The 20,606-nt window shown below is 67.8% G+C and carries 14 protein-coding genes and 2 pseudogenes; 11 read left to right on the forward strand and 5 right to left on the reverse strand.

The annotated features are described in order from the left end of the window. Positions 1 to 14: 14 nt before the first annotated feature. Entirely contained in the window at positions 15 to 6,938 is a 6,924-nt protein-coding gene (locus IG54_RS0106270; RefSeq protein WP_037896553.1) for a polymorphic toxin-type HINT domain-containing protein, read from the forward strand. A gap of 502 nt (positions 6,939 to 7,440) precedes the next feature. Here IG54_RS0106270 and IG54_RS39995 read toward each other — a convergent pair. Both IG54_RS39995 and IG54_RS43545 read right to left on the reverse strand, forming a co-directional pair. Further along, positions 7,441 to 7,780, reverse strand: a pseudogene (locus tag IG54_RS39995) (tyrosine-type recombinase/integrase); the annotation flags it as partial. Then, positions 7,766 to 7,987 (reverse strand): annotated as a pseudogene (locus tag IG54_RS43545) (hypothetical protein); the annotation flags it as partial. The pseudogenes IG54_RS43545 and IG54_RS39995, both read right to left, overlap by 15 nt. A gap of 295 nt (positions 7,988 to 8,282) precedes the next feature. On the opposite strand from IG54_RS43545, the gene IG54_RS0106285 reads away from it, so the two are divergent. From IG54_RS0106285 to IG54_RS0106335, 10 genes are all read left to right on the forward strand, one after another. After that, complete coding sequence (locus IG54_RS0106285; RefSeq protein WP_030778314.1) at positions 8,283 to 8,594, forward strand: hypothetical protein; 312 nt, start codon at positions 8,283 to 8,285, stop codon at positions 8,592 to 8,594. Between the two features lie 20 nt (positions 8,595 to 8,614). Next, complete coding sequence (locus IG54_RS0106290) at positions 8,615 to 9,226, forward strand: hypothetical protein (RefSeq protein WP_234336018.1); 612 nt, start codon at positions 8,615 to 8,617, stop codon at positions 9,224 to 9,226. A 748-nt stretch (positions 9,227 to 9,974) separates the two neighbouring features. Then, a complete protein-coding gene (gene pcaC, locus IG54_RS0106300) occupies positions 9,975 to 11,261 on the forward strand; it encodes a 4-carboxymuconolactone decarboxylase (protein WP_030778318.1) in 1,287 nt (428 codons plus the stop codon). 31 nt (positions 11,262 to 11,292) lie between these two features. Continuing rightward, entirely contained in the window at positions 11,293 to 11,976 is a 684-nt protein-coding gene (locus IG54_RS0106305; protein ID WP_420712227.1) for an MBL fold metallo-hydrolase, read from the forward strand. A gap of 30 nt (positions 11,977 to 12,006) precedes the next feature. Next, positions 12,007 to 12,786, forward strand: a complete 780-nt coding sequence (locus tag IG54_RS0106310) for an exodeoxyribonuclease III (protein WP_030778323.1) — start codon at positions 12,007 to 12,009, stop codon at positions 12,784 to 12,786. Positions 12,787 to 12,965: 179 nt separating this feature from the next. Continuing rightward, entirely contained in the window at positions 12,966 to 13,409 is a 444-nt protein-coding gene (locus IG54_RS0106315) for a DUF6278 family protein (RefSeq protein ID WP_030778325.1), read from the forward strand. A 136-nt stretch (positions 13,410 to 13,545) separates the two neighbouring features. Next, entirely contained in the window at positions 13,546 to 14,289 is a 744-nt protein-coding gene (locus IG54_RS0106320) for an amino acid ABC transporter ATP-binding protein (RefSeq protein WP_030778327.1), read from the forward strand. 31 nt (positions 14,290 to 14,320) lie between these two features. Continuing rightward, positions 14,321 to 15,226, forward strand: a complete 906-nt coding sequence (locus IG54_RS0106325) for a glutamate ABC transporter substrate-binding protein (RefSeq protein WP_030778329.1) — start codon at positions 14,321 to 14,323, stop codon at positions 15,224 to 15,226. Positions 15,227 to 15,235: 9 nt separating this feature from the next. Next, positions 15,236 to 15,880, forward strand: coding sequence for an amino acid ABC transporter permease (locus IG54_RS0106330; RefSeq protein ID WP_030778332.1), 645 nt, complete (start codon positions 15,236 to 15,238; stop codon positions 15,878 to 15,880). Beyond that, the gene (locus tag IG54_RS0106335; RefSeq protein ID WP_030778334.1) at positions 15,877 to 16,746 is read left to right on the forward strand and encodes an amino acid ABC transporter permease; all 870 of its coding nucleotides are present in this window, start codon (positions 15,877 to 15,879) and stop codon (positions 16,744 to 16,746) included. Before IG54_RS0106330 ends, IG54_RS0106335 begins: the two co-directional genes overlap by 4 nt. A 37-nt stretch (positions 16,747 to 16,783) precedes the next feature. Here the strand turns inward: IG54_RS0106335 and IG54_RS0106340 are convergent, their stop codons facing one another. The 3 genes from IG54_RS0106340 to IG54_RS0106350 all read right to left on the reverse strand — a co-directional run bounded on the left by IG54_RS0106340 (position 16,784) and on the right by IG54_RS0106350 (position 20,599). After that, positions 16,784 to 18,385 carry a CocE/NonD family hydrolase gene (locus tag IG54_RS0106340; protein WP_030778336.1) on the reverse strand — a complete coding sequence of 534 codons (1,602 nt, stop codon included), beginning with the start codon at positions 18,383 to 18,385 and terminating at the stop codon, positions 16,784 to 16,786. A gap of 116 nt (positions 18,386 to 18,501) precedes the next feature. Further along, positions 18,502 to 19,710: a L,D-transpeptidase gene (locus tag IG54_RS0106345; RefSeq protein ID WP_030778337.1), complete on the reverse strand. Its 1,209-nt coding sequence runs from the start codon at positions 19,708 to 19,710 to the stop codon at positions 18,502 to 18,504. 133 nt (positions 19,711 to 19,843) lie between these two features. Then, positions 19,844 to 20,599, reverse strand: coding sequence for a hypothetical protein (locus tag IG54_RS0106350; RefSeq protein WP_030778340.1), 756 nt, complete (start codon positions 20,597 to 20,599; stop codon positions 19,844 to 19,846). Between the last annotated feature and the right edge of the window lie 7 nt (positions 20,600 to 20,606).

Genomic DNA, 20,606 nt, shown 5'->3' on the forward strand with positions numbered 1-20,606 from the left:
CTGTGTCCGCCGTGATGGTGGGCACGCTGCTACAGGCAGCCACCACTTCCACGGCGACCGCTGACAGCGGCGGACGCCCCGGTCTGCCCGCGGCGGAGAAGCCTGTCAAGGGCCGCGACGGCGCCAGGACCGAACCGCGCAGGACAGACCACGGGCCGACGACGCCCGCACGGAAGCCGAAGGCCGCCTGGCCGCGCCCCGGCTCCGCCGTGGTGACCGTTCCGGATGCCGCACCGAAGGCCGCCGGCGCACCGAAGCGGGCCAAGGGCCTGCCGCTGTCCGTCGGCGCTCCGAAGGCTGCTGCTGCCCGCTCCGCCGGCCGTAGCGCCACCAAGCCCCGTTCCGCCGCGCGCGGCGGGGTCGATGCCCGGGTGCTGAGCCGGAAGGCAGCCGAACGCGCAGGCGTGAACGGCCTGTTGTTCACCCTCGAATCCGGGGGAGGCAAGGCCGACAAGGCCGGCACCGTCCAGACGAAGGTCGACTACTCCAGCTTCGCCGAGGCCTTCGGCGGCGGTTATGCCTCCCGCCTCACCCTGGTCGAGCTGCCCAGCTGCGCCCTCGAAGCGCCCTCGAAGGACAAGTGCCGCACCGGTAAGCCGGTCCGCACGGTCAACGACACCGAGAAGCAGACCCTGACCGCGAACGCGGTCACCCTGCGCGCCTCCGGCCCGACCGTGCTGGCAGCGGTCGCCGAGGAGGGCGGGAAGAACAGTGACTACAAGGCGACCTCGCTGTCCCCGTCGGCGCAGTGGGACACGGATCTGCGTACCGGTGACTTCTCCTGGTCGTACGACATGCCGGTACCGGAAGTACCGGGCGATCTGAAGCCGAACGTGGGCCTGTCGTACTCCTCGGGCTCGATGGACGGACGCACCGGCAACACGAACAACCAGGCTTCCTGGGTCGGTGACGGGTTCGATCTGTGGCCCGGCTACATCGAGCGCCGCTACAAGGGGTGCGCCGATGACGGGCAGAAGAACGCGGACGGCAACAAGCCCGGTGACCAGTGCTGGGACTACGACAACGCGTTCATCACGTTCAACGGCAAGGGCGGCGAACTCGTCCCGGTCGGGGATGACGAGTTCAAGTTCCAGCAGGACGACGGCAGCCGCATCAAGAAGCTCACGTCCACCAGCCGCGGCAACGGGGACAACGACGGTGAGTACTGGCGCCTGACCAGCCCGGACGGTGTGCAGTACTACTTCGGCTACAACCGTCTTCCGGGATGGAAGGACGGCAAGGCCACCACCAACTCCGCGTGGACGGTGCCGGTCTTCGGCAACGACAGCGGCGAGTTCTGCCACAAGGACACTTTCGCCGAGTCCTGGTGTCAGCAGGCATGGCGCTGGAACCTCGACTACGTCGTCGACCCGCGCGGCAATGCCATCGCCTACTACTACGACGAGGAGAAGAACTCTTACGGCCGCAACCTCAAGGCCGAGGACGACACTCCCTACACGCGCGGCGGCTCCCTGGAGCGCATCGAGTACGGCCTGAAGTCGTCCTCCATGTACGCTGACAAGCCGCTGGCCAAGGTCGACTTCACCACGTCGGAGCGGTGCATCGTCGACAGCAAGACGGACTGCAAGGACATCGAGAAGGACGCCTTCTACTGGTACGACACGCCGTGGGACCTGAACTGCAAGGCGGGCAGCAAGTGCGACAAGGGCCGCCTGGCGCCGTCCTTCTTCACCCGTAAACGACTCACGGGTGTGACCACCCAGGTCCTCAAGGGCGACAGCTACAGCAAGGTCGACTCCTGGAAGCTGCGTCACCGCTGGGGCAAGGCCGATGTCGACTACCAGCTGCTGCTCGGTTCCATTGAGCGCACGGGCCACACCGCCGAGCCCGCCGTGACGCTGCCGCGGACCACCTTCTCCTACACCCAGCTCGAAAACCGCCTGGACAAGATCGGCGACGGATACGCCCCGTTCATCAAGGACCGTCTGGCTACGGTCGCCGACGAGTCCGGTGGCCAGATCGACGTCGATTACTCGGCCCCGGCGTGCAAGTGGGACGCGCTGCCCACTCCGCAGTCCAACACCACCCGCTGCTTTCCCCAGTACATCGGCGGGGACTCGGGGGACGACCCCGAGAAGCAGTGGTTCAACAAGTACGTGGTCACTTCCACGACCACTACCGACCGCACCGGCGGCGCACCGGACGCCGTCACGACGTACGACTACCTGGGCGACGCGGCCTGGCACTACGACGATGACGACGGCCTGACGAAGAAGAAGTTCAAGACCTGGTCGCAGTGGCGCGGCTACGGCCACGTCCGTGTGAAGACGGGCGGCCAGGGTGGCGGCGACGCGCTGAAGACGCAGCAGGACTCCTACTTCCTGCGTGGCATGGACGGCGACCGCAAGGAGCCCTCCGGCGGCACCAAGTCCGTCGACGTCGCGCTCGGCGACGACGAGGGCGAGCCGATCACCGACCACGAGTCCGCAGCCGGTGTCGAGTACAAGACCGTCACCTACTCCGGTCCGGGCGGCAAGGTGCTGTCCAAGACGGTGAACCGCCCCTGGCGCCACCAGACGGCGAAGAAGGTGCGTGACTGGGGCACGGTGACCGCCAACCTCACCGGTGTCTCCCACTCCAAGAGCTGGACCTCGCTGGACGACGGCGCGGGCAAGGACTGGCGCACCACCTCTGTTGCGACGGAGTACGACACCGCCGCGGGCCGCCCCGTGCAGGTCGACGACCGTGGTGACAGCACCACGGCTTCCGACAACCAATGCACCCGCACCACGTACGCCACCAACACCGACAAGAACATCCTGATGCTGCCGTCGCGCGTGGAGACGGTCGCAGGCGCGTGCGCCGACACACCGGACCGCGCAAAGGACGTCGTCTCCGACGTGCGGACCGCCTACGACGGCGGTACGTATGGTGAGGCCCCCACCAAGGGCGATGCCACGGCGACCGCCACGTTGAAGAAGCACGACGGCTCCAAGGCCACCTATCTGGAGTCCGGCGCGACGTTCGACGACTACGGCCGCCAGCTGACGGCTACCGACCTGACCGCTGACGTCACCGTCACCGGCAAGGGCGACCCTGTCCGTAGTGTGCGCAAGGACGGCCGTACCACCACGACGAGCTATAGCCCGGCCACCGGCTTCGCGGCCAAGGTCACCGAGACGACGCCCCCGGCGAAGGCCGCCGATCCCGACTCGGCGCAGACTTCGGTCACCGAACTGGAGCCGCTGCGTGGCCAGTCGCAGGCCACGGTGGACACCAACGGCAAGCGCACCGAGCTGAGCTACGACGCCCTCGGCCGCTCGTCCAAGGTGTGGCTGCCCGACCGCCGCACCAGCCAGACCCCGAGCTACGAGTTCACGTACTTCGTCGATGAGGGCAAGCCGGTCGCGGTCCGTACCCAGACCCTGAACAACAACGGCGGCCAGGTCCCCTCGTACACGATCTACGACGGCTTCCTGCGGGAGCGCCAGACCCAGGCGGTCGGCCCCGACGGCGGCCGCGTCCTCTCCGATACCTTCTACGACGAACGCGGCCTGGTCGCCAAGACGTTCGCCCCCTACTACACCGAGGGCAACCCGAACCGCGACCTGTTCAAGCCGGAAAACGCGCTGAGCGTCGAGTCCCAGACCCGCACCACCTACGACGGCCTGGGCCGCCCGGTCCAGCTACGTCAGATCGCCGGCAACGGCGACGGTGGCAAGGTCCTGGCCACCACCAGGACCATCTACGGCGGCGACCGCACCACGATCATCCCGCCCGAAGGTGACACAGCCACCACCACAGTCACCGACGCACGTGACCGCACGACAGAACTGCGCCAACACCACACGCGCAGCGGCACCGCGGATTACGACACCACGAAGTACGCGTACACGCCGCGCGGCGAACTGGCGAAGGTGACGGATCCGGCCGGCAACTCCTGGTCCTACGGCTATGACCAGATGGGCCGTCAGACGAGCGCCGACGACCCGGACAAGGGCAAGACGACCACCACGTACGACGACCGCGGCCAGGTCACCAGGACCGAAGACGCCCGCGAGACCGTCCTGTCCCACATCTACGACAACCTCGGCCGCAAGACCGAGCTCCGGGAGGGCAGCCCCACCGGGGAACTGCGCGCGAAGTGGGTCTACGACACCCTCGGCGGGGCCAAGGGCCAGCTGGCCGAGTCCACGCGCTACGTGGACGGCGCCGCGTACACGTCCAAGGTCACCATGCTCGACTCCCTCTACCGGCCGATGAAGTCCGCCGTGGTGATCCCCGAAAAGGAAGGCGCGCTGGCCGGCACGTACCAGACCGGCACCCAGTACCTGCCCTCCGGCCTCGTCGGAGGCGTGAGCTACTCCAAGGCGGGCTCCCTGCCCGGCGGCAGCTACAACACCACCTACGACAAGGAGACCCTGCGCCCCCTGTCCGTCCTGGGCGACGGCTTCAAGGCCGACACCAGCTACTCGTTGACGGGCAAACCGCTCCAGTACACGCTCGGTGCCTCGGGTGGCAAGAAGATCTGGGCCACCAACACCTACGAGTGGGGCACCCAGCGCCTGGCCACCTCCCGCGTCGACCGCGAGGACCAGCCGGGCGTCGACCAGCATGACACCTACCGCTACGACGAGGCGGGCAACGTCCTGTCCGTCTCGGACGTCTCGCGCACCGGTACCGACACCCAGTGCTTCAACTACGACTACCTGCGCCGTATCACGGAGGCGTGGGCCCAGGGCGACAAGACCTGTGGCACCACCCCGGCCGGTGACAAGATCGGCGGCCCGGCCCCGTACTGGCACTCCTACACCTACGACAAGGCAGGCAACCGCCTCACCGAAACCCTCCACGACACCAGCGGCGCCACCGGCGACAAGGCCAAGGACACCGAGCGCACCTACGAGTACCCCAAGCCGGGTACCGCGCAGCCGCACACTCTGACCTCGGTCACCACTCAGCAGCCCGGCGGAACCGCCACCAAGGACTCCTACGGCTACGACGCGACCGGGAACACCACAGCCCGCACCCTGCGCGGCGACACCCAGAAGCTGACCTGGGACGCCGAGGGCCACCTGGCCGAAGCCACCGAACCGGACGCCAGCGGCAACAGCAAGGCCAAGACCAAGGCCAAGACCAAGGCCAAGACCAAGGCCAAGACCAAGGCCAAGACCAAGGCCAAGACCAAGGCCAAGACCAAGGCCAAGGCCAGCAAGACCACGGAGTACCTCTACGACACCGACGGCAACCGTCTGATCGCCCGCACCCCGACGGAGACCACCCTCTACCTCGGTCACACCGAAGTCACCCTCCCCAAGGGCGCCTCGAAGGCCAAGGCCACCCGCTACACCCCTCTGGGAGGCGGACACGAGGCTGTCACCGCTGACGACGGCACGGTCACCTTCACCACCGCCGATCACCAGGGCACCGGCCAGCTCTCCGTCGCGGCAGCGGACCTGAAGCTCAACCAGCGCCGCACGCTGCCCTTCGGCGGCCCGCGCGGCGAGCAGCCCAAGGCCTGGCCCGGCACGAAGACGTTCGTCGGCGGCACCGACGACACGACCTCTACCGGCCTGATCCACCTCGGAGCCCGCGAGTACGACCCCACCACCGGCCGCTTCATCTCCGTCGACCCCCTCATGGACCTGCTGGATCCGCAGCAGATGAACGGCTACGCGTACGGCAACAACAGCCCGCTGGTGTACTCCGACGCAACGGGCATGTTCTCGATGTCCGGCGTGATCGATCTGATGCGGTCGGCGAAGAAGCTCTACAACAAGGCCGTCTCCTACTATCGCTCCCAGCGCTCGGACAGCAACGCCAGCCCCAGCTTCGGCGGGGGCGGCGGCAGAAACATCGGCGGTGGCTACTGGGGCGGCAGCGGGTCCGCCAGCAACGCCCTGTACACCGGTGGCGGTGGCGGCCGGATGACCCAGACGGAGTTCGGACTCCCCTTCAATCCGATCCCCTTCCCCAAACCGCCCACGCCGAAGCAGTTCTTCAGCGACCTGACGGATCTGGTCGCTCCTGACGTCGAGGCGGCACAGGGATGCTGGGACGAGCCTGGAGCCAACTGGGACTGTGGCTCTACCGCCGCGGAGTTCCTTCCGTTGGGCAAGATATTCAAGGCGCCGGCCAAGGCCTTGGCGAAGGCGCTCAAGAAGGCAAAGAAAGCAGAGGGATCAGCAGGGAGAGCCGGTAAGGGCGTATCCCGCGGCTGCAAGTGCTTCCTGGCCGGCACCGACGTCCTCATGGCCGACGGTTCGACCAAGAACATCGAGAACGTCGAACTCGGCGACAAGGTCCTGGCCACCGACCCGGAGACCGGCGAGACCAGCGAACGCGAAGTCACCGCGACTATCGTCACCGACGACGACAAGCAGTTCACCGAACTCACCATCTCCACCCCTGACGGCCCTGAAAAACTGACCGCCACCTACGAGCACCCTTTCTGGTCGGTCAACCAGAAGGCCTGGGTCGAGGCCGGAGACCTCAAGCCGGGCGCGACCCTGCGCACGGACGACGGCCGCACGGTCACCGTGGCCGCCACTCGCCAGTACGTGGACCACCAGCGCACCTATAACCTCACCATTGAGGGGGTGCATACGTACTATGTGCTGGCGGGGGAGACGCCGGTACTGGTTCACAACAGCAACTGCGACTTCAAGATTGGCGTTGCGGACGAGAAGTACGACAAGCACGTCCTGGGTCTCGATGATTCTGGAAACCCCACCCGCAGGCCCGATATGCCGGAATACGACACGGATGACGGGTTTGAAAGATACGTCGCGGACGCGCAGGCGCTGATGTGTCCCGGTAGCTGTCCTGCCGCCGCTCGTGAAGCTGTCAGAAGTGATGGCGTCATCATTCGAATGGACTCCCAGGGAAGAATAGGGATGAGGAACGGAAATACCATCACTACCTTTTTCCGGCCAGATGATCCGCTCGCGTACTTCCAGCGAGAGGCTGCCCGATGACTCACGGTGCTGAGAACTTCCGCGACGCGTTCTCCAGGTTTGTCAGAGAGTCTGGTCGGTGGCGTGACGTAGAACCGGAGGCGCTTCTGTCTCGCTGGAGTGACTTCGTCGAAGGTTGCGAACAGGGCTATCGGGGTGACGCCGAAGACTACTTCAATGATCTGACATCGAGGGATTCTCTGGCGCGAGCCCTGGATTCTGCGGAACTGCAAATCTTTCCCGAGCTTGTGCTACTTCGCGCAGAAGTGGAAGCGGTAGACTCAAGATTCCGCGCACTCCTAATGCCAGATGCGTTCCCAAGAATCCCTGAGGAATCCTGGTGGGCGCGCGGCGTGGTGAAGTTTGCGCGTAGGCGCCTGGTGGAGGACCTGAGGCGCGAATATCGCCTTGGGGTGGAGCTAGTCGAATAGTCGTTGAAGGTTCACGCAAGTAAAGTGAAGCCCCGTCAGGTGCGTCCTGGCGGGGCTTCTGCGCGGTCTGACGGCAGTAGTTGACGGCAACGTCAGCGGACGGGGCCTGCGCAGGGTGGCGGTTCATCGCCGTCGGAGCGCGCCCTCTCGGTGGTTTCCCGGCTGCCGAGCGCGGCGCCAAGGGCGTCGATAGCGTTGCGCTGGAGGCGGAGCCGGACGTGGGCGTAGACGGTGGCGGTGACGCCGATGTGGGCGTGGCCGAGAAGTTCCTTGATCACGACAAGCTCAACCCCCTGCTCCAGGAGCAAGGTGGCGGTCGAGTGGCGGAGGTCGTGGACGGATGCGGCGGAGGCCGGCCTTGCGGAGGAGCATGGTGAAGGTACGCGTGAGGTTGGTCGGGTCGATCGCACGGCCCTGCGGGCGGGTGATGATCTCCCGGTAGGTGTGGTGGGACGGGTTCTGACCGCAGTGCCGCAGCACCCAGTCCTGCGGTTCGGCGAAGTCCTCGCTCGTCGGCGAGGTCTCGCCGTCCACGGCGCACTGCATCGCGTACAGGACTGGCTCCGCGTCCGGCTCGCAGTCGGGCTGGAGCGTCCAGGTCTCGTAGCGCAGTACCGAGCGAGGGGTCACCGCCCCCACCTCCGATTGGCCACGGCCGCCTTCGCGCTCAATTCCTCGTCCGTGGTCGGCGGACGAACGTCCTTGGGCGGCACGTCCCACTCCAAGCCACCGCGCGGCGGCCGAAGCCGCACGTGCGGCCCCACACATTTCCTGGAACAGCGCGAGAAGCCGTACCTGGGCTGAACCGCCTGACGGCAGTAGCGACGGCAACAACCCCGCACAACCACGGACACCCACGCACGTCACCGGACCAGCAAACTGCGCTTGACCTGCGAAAAGGCAGGTAGAGGGGTCCGCGTAGCACACGTACTGTGTGCTGGCGGGGGAGACGCCGGTCCTGGTTCACAACAGCGACTGCCCGCCCGCATCGAAGTACGAGGACATCACGAGTCCCGGTGCCCGCATGCTGAACAAATCGACAGACGTGGGTCCCGTGGACTTCGGAAAGAACCTTGAGGCCAATGGGTGGAGTCGCACCGAAAAGGGCCCGAACCTCATGTACGAGAAGGATGGGGCAAGGTATTTCCTTCGAGGGAAGGCGAACAGCCACAAGGGGTGGACGGCTGACTACTACAATCCGGGGTCCAAGAAGGCCGACATCAAGATCAGGCTGGGTGAGGACTAATGGCAGAGGCTGATTCGATAGTGATCGATCGCAACGGCTATCTGGGTGTTCGCTCCCGAAGTGCAGCCACCTTCGATCTTGATGCCAGGCTGCCTGGCCAGGTCTTCAGAGAGGGTGGCGAGGGCTCGCTGTTCTGTGAGTTCGATGCGGTCCTCACCCCGGAATTCTGGCCGGCGCTCTGCGCGATGGCCCGGTGGCATGGCGACAGTCACGTCGAACTGCTGGTTCTTGAGCCGGATTGCGAGGACTTCTACCGCCCGGACTATCGGATGTATCCGGCGTTGTCGTTGTCCGTAGAGGCCGACATGGACGACTATTGGGCGGCGATCGGTCACGAGCCGGACGGTGACATCATGGGGTCGATTGCAATCTCTGCGAACGTCATCGCCGTGACCGGAGCTTCCGGAAGATGGGGATGTTGGGGTGAAAGAGATCCCGAGGTTGCAGTTTTCCGGGGGTTTCCCAACGTCGCCGCACGAAATGAATGGCGCGCGCAGTTCGGGCCCTTCCTGGAGGTGTCGGGCGCTCTGGAGTCGTATCTCCCACTGACCTTCGCGGGCCGGACCGTCCCGGAAGAATACGCCGCAACCCTGACCGCCAACTACGGACCTCCGAGCGGTAGGCGGCCGTAACGGCACGGAGCATCCCGCCGAAACATCAGCGGGATGCTCCGTCGGCATCATGGGAACCAAAACTCCTCGTCGAGTTCCATGATCCGGCCCAGGTGCCGCACAGAAGTACGCTTATGCACATAGGAAGCCCCGTCAGGTGAGCCCTGGCGGGGCTTTTGTGCGGGGTGACGGCATTAGCGGTCGAGTGGTGGATTCGGGGAAGCGGATCGCCCGGGGTTCCTGCGCTGTGGAGGAGGCGGAAGCGGCGGGCGAGATGGGTGTCGAGCGGCCTGCCCTGCGGGATGGCGAAGACGAGCCCGTTGTCCGTCCCATCCGTTCCGGCCGCCTGGCGCTCTTCCTGCTGCCGTCCCAGGTGGATCTTGACGGAGCTGGTGCATCCGGTGGGGAGGGCGATGCGGCGTTCGGAGGCGAGGGTCTTGGTGTTCAGGACGGTCAGGCGCTGGGTGCGCGTGGGCCGGAGGGGCGGGGGCTCCACCTTCCGTGGCTCGCGGGCCACTCAGGATGCCTGACGCATGATGGCCAGCCGCGCGGAGCTGGCTCCCGGCCGGCCTTCAGGCGGGGACAGTCGGTCAGTGGCGGCGATGGCGTGGCATTCTGCCTCCGGAATCGGTGCGCACCACCCGGTCCTGTCGGGACTGTACGGCGTCGTCCCTAAACGCTACGCAGCCCGGAAGCTCCACCTGGTCAGGAGCACGGAACCAGGCCCCCGCTCATAGGGGCGTCCATGACAGATGAGAGGGTCGGGCGAGTGAGTGAGACACCGATGAACACCCTGCAATATCGCTTTGACGGGCCAGAAGACGCTCCAGTCCTGATCCTGGGTGCCTCACTGGGTACCACCTGGCACATGTGGGACCGCCAGATACCCGAGCTGACCCGGCACTGGCGGGTGTTCCGTTTCGATATGCCCGGGCACGGCGGGGCGCCCGCGCATCCCTGTGGGTCGGTCGGCGAGCTGGCCGACCGGCTGCTCGCCACGCTCGACGGGCTCGGTGTGCAGCGCTTCGGGTACGCGGGCTGCGCCTTCGGCGGCGCCATCGGTGCCGAACTCGCACTCCGCCACCCCCAGCGGGTCGCCTCGCTGGCCCTGATCGCCGCCTCGCCGCGCTTCGGCACCGCCGACGAGTTCCGGCAGCGCGGGGTCATCGTGCGCAGCAACGGCCTCGACCCCATCGCCCGCTCCGCGCCCGAGCGCTGGTTCACGCCCGGCTTCGCCGCCGCGCAGCCCGCGATCACCGACTGGGCCGTGCAGATGGTGCGTACCACCGACCCCGGTTGCTACATCGCGGCCTGCGAGGCCCTCGCCGCCTTCGACGTGCGGGCCGAGCTGGGCAGGATCGGTATCCCCACGCTGGTCCTCGTCGGCTCCGAGGACCAGGTCACCGGGCAGGTCGAGGCCCGCACCCTCGTCGCGGGGATCCCCGACGCCCGCCTCGCCGTCGTGCCGGGGGCCTCGCACCTCGCCCCCGTCGAGCAGCCCGCCGCGGTCACCGACCTGCTCGTACGCCACTTCTCCACCGCCTGGCAGGCACAGGACACCCAGGCGGCGATCACACCCCCGCCCGTCAAGCCCGTCCTGTCCCCGCCGCCCGTCGCCCCCGTGGCCGAGATCGCCGCCGCGGAGCAGCCCGAGGCCGTGGTCGGCCCGGGCAGGCCCGACCCGTACGAGGCCGGCATCAAGGTCCGCCGCGAAGTGCTCGGCGACGCGCACGTGGACCGGGCGCTGGCCGCGGCCGACGACTTCTCCGGCGACTTCCAGGAACTCATCACCCGCTACGCCTGGGGCGAGGTCTGGAACCGGCCGGGCCTCGACCGCCGCTCCCGCAGCTGCGTCACCCTCACCGCCCTCGTCGCCGGGGGCCACCTGGACGAGCTGGCCTTCCACACCCGCGCCGCGCTGCGCAACGGCCTCACCCCGGCCGAGATCAAGGAAGTGCTGCTCCAGGCCGCCGTCTACTGCGGGGTGCCCGCGGCGAACTCCGCCTTCAAGGTCGCCCAGGCCGTGATCCGCGAGGAAACCACACCCCCGGAGTAGCGGCGCGCGGCGGGAGGAGCAGCATGGAGGGATGACTGACATGACGACTTCCGCCGACAGCTCCGCCGACCGCGCGAAGCGCACGATGTTCACGAAGAAGACCCACGCGTGCGTGCGTCTCGAAAAGGACGGCCGCACGCTCGTCATCGACCCGGGCGCCTTCAGCGAGGACGACGCGGCGCTCGACGCCGACGCCATCCTCGTCACTCACGAGCACCCCGACCACTTCCACGAGGGACGGCTGCGTGCCGCCCTGGAGGCCCGCCCCGGTGCCCAGATCTGGACCCTGAAGGCGGTCGCGGACCAGATCTCGGCCGCTTTCCCCGGCCGCGTGCACACCGTCGGGCACGGCGACACCTTCACGGCCGCCGGGTTCGACGTCCAGGTGCACGGCGAGCTGCACGCCGTGATCCACCCGGACATCCCGCGCATCACGAACGTCGGGTACCTCGTCGACGGCTCGGTCTTCCACCCCGGCGACGCCCTGACCGTCCCCGACCAGCCGGTCCAGACGCTGCTGCTCCCCGTCATGGCGCCCTGGAACAAGATCTCCGAGGTGATCGACTACGTACGCGAGGTCAAGCCGCGGCGCGCCTACGACGTCCACGACGCGCTGCTCACCGACCTCGCCCGGCCCATCTACGACCACCAGATCGGCGCCCTGGGCGGCGCCGAGCACCTGCGGCTGACGCCGGGGGAGACGGCCGAACTCTGACTGTCAGTGGTGCCGGGTAGGTTGTGAGGCATGCGTATCGCGACCTGGAATGTGAACTCGATCACCGCTCGGCTGCCGAGGCTCCTCGCCTGGCTGGAGACCACCGGCACGGACGTCGTGTGCATACAGGAGACGAAGACGACGGCCGAGGGATTCCCGGCCGACGCGCTGCGCGAGCTGGGATACGAGTCGGCGGTGCACGCCACCGGCAGGTGGAACGGCGTGGCGCTGATCTCCAAGGTCGGCCTCGACGACATCGTCAGGGGCCTGCCGGGCGACCCCGGGTACGAGGGCGCGGCCGAGCCCCGCGCGATCGCCGCGACCTGCGGCCCGGTCCGCCTCTGGTCGGTGTACGTGCCGAACGGCCGCGAGGTCGACCACGCGCACTACGCGTACAAGCTCCAGTGGTTCGAAGCCCTCAAGGCCGCTGTCGCCGGGGACGCGGGAGGCTCCCGCCCCTTCGCCGTCCTCGGCGACTTCAACGTCGCGCCGACCGACGACGACGTCTGGGACCCGTCGCTCTTCGTGGGCGCCACGCACGTCACCCCGGCCGAGCGCGCCGCCCTCACCGCCCTGCGGGAGACGGGCCTCACCGACATCGTGCCGCGCCCCCTGAAGTACGACCGCCCGTATACGTACTGGGACTACCGCCAGCTCGGCTTCCCCAAGAACAAGGGCATGCGCATCGATCTGGTGTACGGAAACGAACCCTTCGCGAAGGCCGTCTCCGACTCCTATGTGGACCGCGAGGAGCGCAAGGGCAAGGGTGCCTCGGACCACGCGCCCGTGGTGGTGGACCTGGACGTCTGAGCCGGCCTCAGGGCGCCTCGGCGTCGAGGTCCCCCGCCCCCCGCGCCCCTTCGCACGTGCATGGGCCCAAAGGGTGATTCGGCAGATTCCGTGATCAACTGATGCCGGATACATTTGGACATTACGGAATCAGCGGCCGGCCGCGCGTCCGGCGGCGCCACGCGACGGAGAGGCCGACCATGAACATCCCGTTCCTCGACAAGTGGCGCAAGCGGCACTCCGTGACGGACCCGGCCCGTGGGCTCGCGGCCGCCTTCGAGGAGGACCCGGCGGGCGTGGCCGAGCTGTTGTCCGAGTGTGAGCTGCTGCGCTCCCAGGCGGCCGCGGCCGGGCTCGAACTGGACGACTCCCCGGCGTCGTTGACCGCCCTCGACCAGCTGCTGCCGCGCTGGCGCGACGACCCGGAGCTGCTGCCCTGGCTCGGCAACGACGCGGGGCTGTACCTGGGCACGGTCGTGGTGCGGACCGTGCCGGGCGCCGCCTGGCACGTATGGCCCGGTGGCGGCCCTGTCGTGCGGCTGAGGTCCGGACGGGACATCCCGGTCGTCGAGGCGGGGCTCGACTGGGCGGTGCAGGGAGCCCCCGAGCTGTCGCAGATCTATGCCGAGGCCTCCGAGACGTAACCCCGGCCGCACCCCGGCCGCACTCCAACTGCCGCAAATACGGTTAATACCCAGGCGTGCGTGTCGTCCGTTAAGTCCCGTTTCTACGTGGATAGTTTGCGCGGACGTACACAGCTGAGAGTGGGCAGGTCTTGCCATGGCCGTCGATCCGTTGATCGAGCTGCGTGATGTGAACAAGTACTACGGAGAGCTGCATGTCCTCCAGGACATCAACCTCACCGTCGGCAAGGGGGAGGTGGTCGTGGTCATCGGCCCGTCCGGGTCGGGCAAATCAACACTCTGCCGGACGATCAACAGGCTAGAGACCATCCAGTCCGGGGAGATCAGGCTCGACGGGCAGCCCCTGCCCGACGAGGGGAAGGCCCTCGCCAGGCTCCGCGCCGAGGTCGGCATGGTCTTCCAGTCCTTCAACCTCTTCGCGCACAAGACCGTTCTCCAGAACGTCTCGCTCGCGCAGACCAAGGTCAGGGGCCGCAAGAAGGACGAGGCCGACCACCGGTCCCGGGAGCTTCTGGAGCGCGTCGGACTGTCCTCGCAGGCCGAGAAGTACCCGGCGCAGCTCTCCGGAGGCCAGCAGCAGCGCGTGGCCATCGCCCGCGCCCTGGCCATGGACCCCAAGGCCCTGCTCTTCGACGAACCGACCTCGGCCCTCGACCCCGAGATGATCAACGAGGTCCTCGAAGTCATGCAGCAGCTCGCCCGCGACGGCATGACGATGGTCGTCGTCACCCACGAGATGGGCTTCGCCCGCTCCGCCGCCAACCGCGTGGTCTTCATGTCCGACGGCCGCATCGTCGAGGACCGGACCCCGGAGGACTTCTTCACCCACCCGGAGAGCGAGCGCGCCAGGGACTTCCTCTCCAAGATCCTCAAGCACTGACGGGGGCGACGCGCTCGTGAAGAGACACACCATGCGTACGACCCGGCTCGTGGCGGCGCTCGTCCTGTCCGCGCTCGTCTCCACCGCCTGCGGCAAGGAAGGCAGCCCGCCGACCAAGGGCCCCGCGGCCGAGAAGCTCCCCGAATACCGGGTGGCCACCGGCTTCCAGCTGCCCCAGTCGTCGACCTGGCGGAAGGCCAAGAGCCGCGGCCGCTTCATCGTGGGCGCCAAGGAGGACCAGCCCTACCTCGGCGAGAAGGACCCCGCGACGGGCACCTACTCGGGCTTCGACATCGAGATCGCCAAGATGATCTCGGCCTCGCTGGGCCTGGACCCCCGGCGGATCGAGTTCAAGACCATCGCGTCGGCCAACCGCGAGACCGCCCTACAGAACGGGCAGATCGACTACTACGTCGGCACGTACACCATCAACGACAACCGCAAGAAGCTCGTCGGCTTCGGCGGCCCGTACTACCTGGCGGGCCAGGGCCTGCTCGTACGGCACGACGAGGACGACATCAAGGGCCCCGGGGACCTGGCGGGCAAACGCGTCTGCTCTGCGGCAGGATCCACCCCCTACCAGCGCATCCAGCAGGAGTACCCGAAGGCCACCCTCGTCGCCTACGACACGTACTCCGTCTGCGTCGACAACCTGCTCACCTACCAGGTCGACGCCGTCACCACCGACGACGCGATCCTGATCGGCTACGCGGCCAAGGTGCCCGACGAACTCAAGGTGGTCGGCAAGCCGTTCTCCGAGGAGCCGTACGGGATCGGGGTCCCCCGGCGCGACAACGCGCTGCGCCTCGCCATCGACGACGCCCTCGCCGCCGGTGAGAAGAACGGCGACTGGAAGAAGGCCTACGACGCCACGCTCGGGCTCTCCGGGGTGCCGGCGCCGAAGCCGCCCGCCATCGACCGCTACCCGGCGAACTGAGGAGGCGTCGTGGACGTACTGACAGACAACTTCTCCACGTACGGCGACGGTTTCCTCGGCACCGTGGAACTCACCGTCTACGCCTCGGTCCTCGCGCTCGTGCTCGGCTTCCTCATGGCCTCGTTCCGCGTGGCGCCCGTCGGCTCCTTCCGGGCCTTCGGCACGGTGTGGGTGGCGGTCCTGCGCAACACCCCGCTCACGCTGCTCTTCTTCGCCGTACTGCTCGGCCTGCCGCGCTTCGGTCTCGTGCTGCCCTTCAAGGTGTTCGCGGTCCTCGCGCTCGGCTGCTACACCTCCGCCTTCATCTGCGAGGCGCTCAGGTCGGGCATCAACACCGTGCCCAAGGGACAGGGCGAGGCTGCGAGGAGCCTCGGGATGTCCTTCGGCCAGACCCTGTCGATGGTCGTGCTGCCCCAGGCCTTCCGGTCCGTGATCGCCCCGGTCGGCTCCAACCTCATCGCGCTCGCCAAGAACTCCGCGATCGCCGGGGCCTTCAGCGTCACCGAGCTGCTCGGCACGTACAAGACGCTCAACGAGCTGGGTTACAACATCGTCTGGACCTTCGTCTGGATCGCCCTCGGCTACCTCATCATCACCCTCGCCATCAGCGCGGTCTTCAACATCCTCGAAAAGCGCTGGGGAGTCGCCCGATGAAAGCCCTCTCCCACGATTCCACCGCCCTCTACGACATCCCGGGGCCCAGGACCGTACGGCGGCACAAGCTCTACGGGGTGCTCTCCACCCTGGTCGTGCTCGCCCTCGTCGGCTGGATCCTGTATCTGCTCTTCGACACCGACCAGTTCACCTCCACCAAGTGGACGCCCTTCGAGTACGCGGGCATCCAGGAACTCCTCCTGCGGGGCCTCGGCAACACGCTCAAGGCCTTCGCGATCTCCGCGGTCCTCGCGCTCGCGCTCGGCGGACTGCTGGCCATGGGGCGGCTCTCGGAGCACCGGCCGGTGCGCTGGGTGGCCACGCTCCTCGTGGAGTTCTTCCGCGCGATGCCCGTCCTGGTCATGATCTTCTTCGTCTTCGTGGCGCTGAAGGTGCAGCCGCTGCCCGCGCTGGTCGCCGGACTCACGCTCTACAACGGCTCGGTGCTCGCCGAGGTCTTCCGCTCGGGCGTCAACTCCATGGAACGCGGCCAGAAAGAGGCCGCCTACGCCCTCGGCATGCGCAAGACCCAGGTCATGAGCTACGTCCTCGTGCCCCAGGCCCTGCGCGCCATGCTGCCCGCCATCATCAGCCAGTTGGTGGTGGCCCTCAAGGACACCTCGCTGGGATTTCTCATCACCTACGAGGAGTTCCTCCACGCCGGGAAGCTGATCGCGTCGAATCTCGACTACGATTTGCCCTTCATCCCCGTGGTCATGGTGATCTCACCTATCTACATCGGGATGTGCATGTTGCTGTCGTGGTTCGCCCAGTGGGTGTCCAAGCGTCAGCGGCGCAATCCCAAGACGGAGGCCGCGGACGTCGCGCCGGCCGAACCAGGGACGCTGCTGCCGGGTGTGCAGTAGCTCGTAGGGCCACGCCCGCACCGGCAGCAGCCGGAGATCACTGCTCGCGCAGGGGAATGGACACGTATGACGGGTCCGCCTGCGGCGAGGAGAAGGTCAGCTGCGCGCCGGACGGGTTGTGCTCGATGTAGAGCGGGTCGACCGTGTCGACGACCAGGGCGAGCTTGTGTCCTGCCGGTACGTCGTAGGCCGTGGAGAACAGCTCCAGGTCCACGGCGAACGGCTCACCGGGCGTCTTGCCGTGGAAGGTGTACGGCGCGTTGCTGACCAGCTTGCCGAGGCCGAGCGGGCCCACGTCGTAGAGGTACGCGACGAGGGTGCCGCTCTCCTTGGTGCTGGTGAGCGTGGTGTGCAGCTTCGCCGTGCCGCGCACCTGCTGGGGCGTCGCGTACCTCTCCGACTGCCACACGCCCGTGTAGCGGCGCGGGAGCAGCGGCACCGAGGCCATCGGCGGGATCCTCAGGAACTGGTCGAGGGCGTTGGAGAGGATCGCCATGCCGCCGTTGGCGCCCGAGTCGACGTTCGTACGGATCGTGGTGGTCCCCGCCATCGCGATCTTCTTGCGGGTGGGCCCGACCGACTTCCAGTCCGGGTAGCCCTCGTAGCCGCCCGTGGAGCGCGACTTGAGCTGGACCGGCTGCTCCTTGTCGATGCCGTTGTCCGCGCCCTTGAGGTAGCGGTCGAACCAGCGCCGGGTCGAGGTCCAGGTGTCGTTGGGCAGCCCGAGCAGGCCGGTGGCCTCCGCCGTCGCGTGGTCGCCGGGGCGCAGCTCCAAGCGCTTGGGGCCGGTCAGACGCTCGTAGAACTCGGCGTACTGGTTGGGCGGGAAGAGGGTGTCGCCCCAGGCGTTGCCGAGCATGATGGCCGCGCCGTTGTCGTTGATCCGGTCGAGGTAGGTCACGGGGGAGCGCTTGGCGCCCCACGCGATCATCTCGTCCTCCTTGTCCAGGTTGGAGGCGAGGAAGTCCTTGAGCGTCTGCTGGAGTTCGGCGCTCGGGCGGCCGGTGAGCGCGCCCGCGCCACCGAGCAGGGCGGCGGCCTGGGCGTGCTGGGTGCGCCCGCTGTAGATCGAGTCGATCAGGTCGGCCCAGCCGCTCAGCGCGGCCACCGCCTTGATCCGCTTGTCGTGCCCGGCGGCGAGCAGGCTGATGCCCGCGCCGTACGAGACGCCCGCCATGCCGACCTTGGCGGGGTCGGCCGGGGTGTTCGCGAGGGTCCAGTCGATGACCTTGGAGGCGTCGGCGATGTCCTCGGGGCCCGCTGTCCCTATCTCGCCGCCGGACTGCCAGAAGCCGCGCGAGTTGTAACTGACCACGACGTAGCCGGAGTTCGCGAGCTTCTGGGCCTGGGCGACGTACTCGATCTGGGGCATGGCCCAGCTGGTGGGCAGCACGATCGAGGGGTACGTCGCGCCGGGTTTCGCGTCCTTCGGGGTGAAGACGTTGGCCTTGAGGACCGTGCCGCCGTCGCCGGGGATGTCGACGAAGCGTACGTCGGTGGCGCTCGCGGCCGGCGGCGTGGCGGCCGGTGCCGCCTGTGCCGCCGGGGCGAGACCGAGGGCGGTGCCGGCGACGAGGGTCGCGGAGATGGTGCCCACGGCGGTCGTACGGAGGGTCCGGTGGGGGCGCGGAGCTCTCACGGGTCACTTCCTCACTCGTTGAAAGTGCAAAGTGACCCGACGGTAACCGGGAACCCTTACCGGGGGTAACCCATCGGTAAGTTACGCCCCGGTAACGATCTTTGGAGGGTGCGCGGTTACTTCAGCGCGCTCTTGGCCTGCCAGTCGGACCAGGAGACGTTCCACTCGCCGAAGCCGTTGCCCGGGTCCGGGACGCCCTTGGAGCCGTTGCCCGTGACCTCGAAGGGGTCGCCTATTTGAGCCTCGCGGTAGAGCCAGCCCGCGTCGCCGGTGCTCATGCCGACGCAGCCCGAGCTGTGGTTGGTGTTGCCGAAGAACGCGGCGTTCCACGGGGCCGCGTGCGCGTACATGCCCGACCAGGTCAGCCGCATCGAGTAGTCGACCATCTTGTCGTAGCTGTTGCTGCCGGTGAGGCCGACCGTCTCGGAGCGCATGTTGATCGTGCCCTCCTTCGACATCAGCACCGAGGTGCCGCCCCAGGAGGCCTTCTCGCCGCCGGGGGTGCCCGCCGACATGGGCAGCGACCTGACCGTCTTGCCGTCCCGCGTCAGCGTCGTCGTCTTGCTGTCCAGGTCGACCTTCACGACCTGGCTCCTGCCGACCGTGAAGCCGGTGGCGTAGTCGCGCACGAACCAGTCGTCGCCGCCCGAGTCGATGCCGTTGAGCCGGGCGTCCAGCTTCACCTTCGTGCCGGACTTCCAGTACTCCTTGGGGCGCCAGTCGACGCGGTCCTTGCCGTCGTAGTTCTTGATCCAGCCCCAGGACCCGGTGGTGCCGTTCGACGTGGTCACCTTCAGGTGCTTCTCCACCTCGGCCTTGTTGCGCACCGGGTGGTCGAAGGTGATCGACAGGGGCTGGGCGATGCCGACGGTGGGGAACTTGCCCGTGGAGTCCTTGCCCGGGGTGAGCGTCACCTTGTTGACCTGCTCGGGTGCGGCCGTCTTGAAGGAGGCCTTCGCGCTGCCGCCCTGGTCGCTGACCGCTTCGACCTGGTACGCGGTGCCGGGGGCCGCCACGCGCGCCGACTTCCAGGTGGTGCCGTTCGCCGAGACCTTGCCGGGCAGCTTCGCGCCCTTGGCGTCGGCGACGGTCACCTGCTTCAGCTTGCCATCGGCCAGCTTCACGGTGACCGGGCCGCCCGCCTTCGCCCGCTGACCCGTGAGGTTCACCGAGATCTTCGGCTTCTCGGCGGCCTTGTCGGCGCCGGACGAGCCGCTGCCGCCCGAGCAGGCGGTGAGGGCGGCGGCGAGCACCGCGAGGCCCGCGGCAGCCGCGTGGCGGGTGCGAAGGGGGCGGCGGCGGCTCGAACAGCTCTGCGGGGACAAGGAAACGTACCTCCATGCGAATGTGGACTGCATGGAGAGAGGGCGCAGAGCCCGTACGGGTTGTCTGATGTCCGGAATTGACTGCTAGATCACAGATGGGGGCGAGTGGAGTCGGCGTTCCGTGACGGTGTCTTCACTTGGCGCGATGGGAGGCGCGGCCCGTCGGCGTGGGGAGCGGCGTCTGGGCGGCGCGCGTGACGTCCGCGACCAGCTCGACGACGTCGGGACCGTACGCCTGCGAATTGACGATCTTCAGCAGCAGGACGAACGAGTTGTTGCCGTGCTTGCGCGCGAGCTTCTCGTGGTGGCGGGCGAGATAGCGGGTGGCCGCCTGGCTGGTGACCGCCCGCTGGCCGCAGAAGAGGAAGACGGGCCGCGCGTCCCGGTCCTGGTCGGCGGTGAGCCGCGCGAGGATCACGTACTCCGTCAGCCCCGCCTCCAGGCGGTAGCGCTCGGCGCCGATCTGGAACGCGCCCCGGTCGGGGATCGGCTCGGGCTCGGTGTTCACCCGCACGCCCGGGAGCAGCGAGTGCATGTGCGCCGCCATCCGGCGGTGCGCCACCGGATTGCCCACGCAGAACTCGGTGCGTTCGCCGAAGCTCCGCTGGGCCGCGTCGTGCGCAACCACCTGGGTGTGCGCCCCGCAGTCCTTGATGACCGCGGCGAGTTCCAGGAGGGCGGACACGTCGTGGCGCACCACCATCAGCTCGCCGCCGCCCGCGTCGCGGTTGACGACGAGCAGCGACTCGGAGTTGTCGGGCAGCCCGAAGAAGGCCTGCTTGCGGCGGAGCCTGCGCTTCCACAGATAGCTGCGGACGAGCCAGCCAAGGACGGCACCTATGCCGACTGCGATCAGGCCGAGGACGATATCGCGCACGTCGTCAGTCATGGGGGCG

Origin of the sequence: Streptomyces sp. NRRL S-920, assembly GCF_000717945.1 — a bacterium.
GTDB lineage: Bacteria > Actinomycetota > Actinomycetes > Streptomycetales > Streptomycetaceae > Streptomyces > Streptomyces alboniger.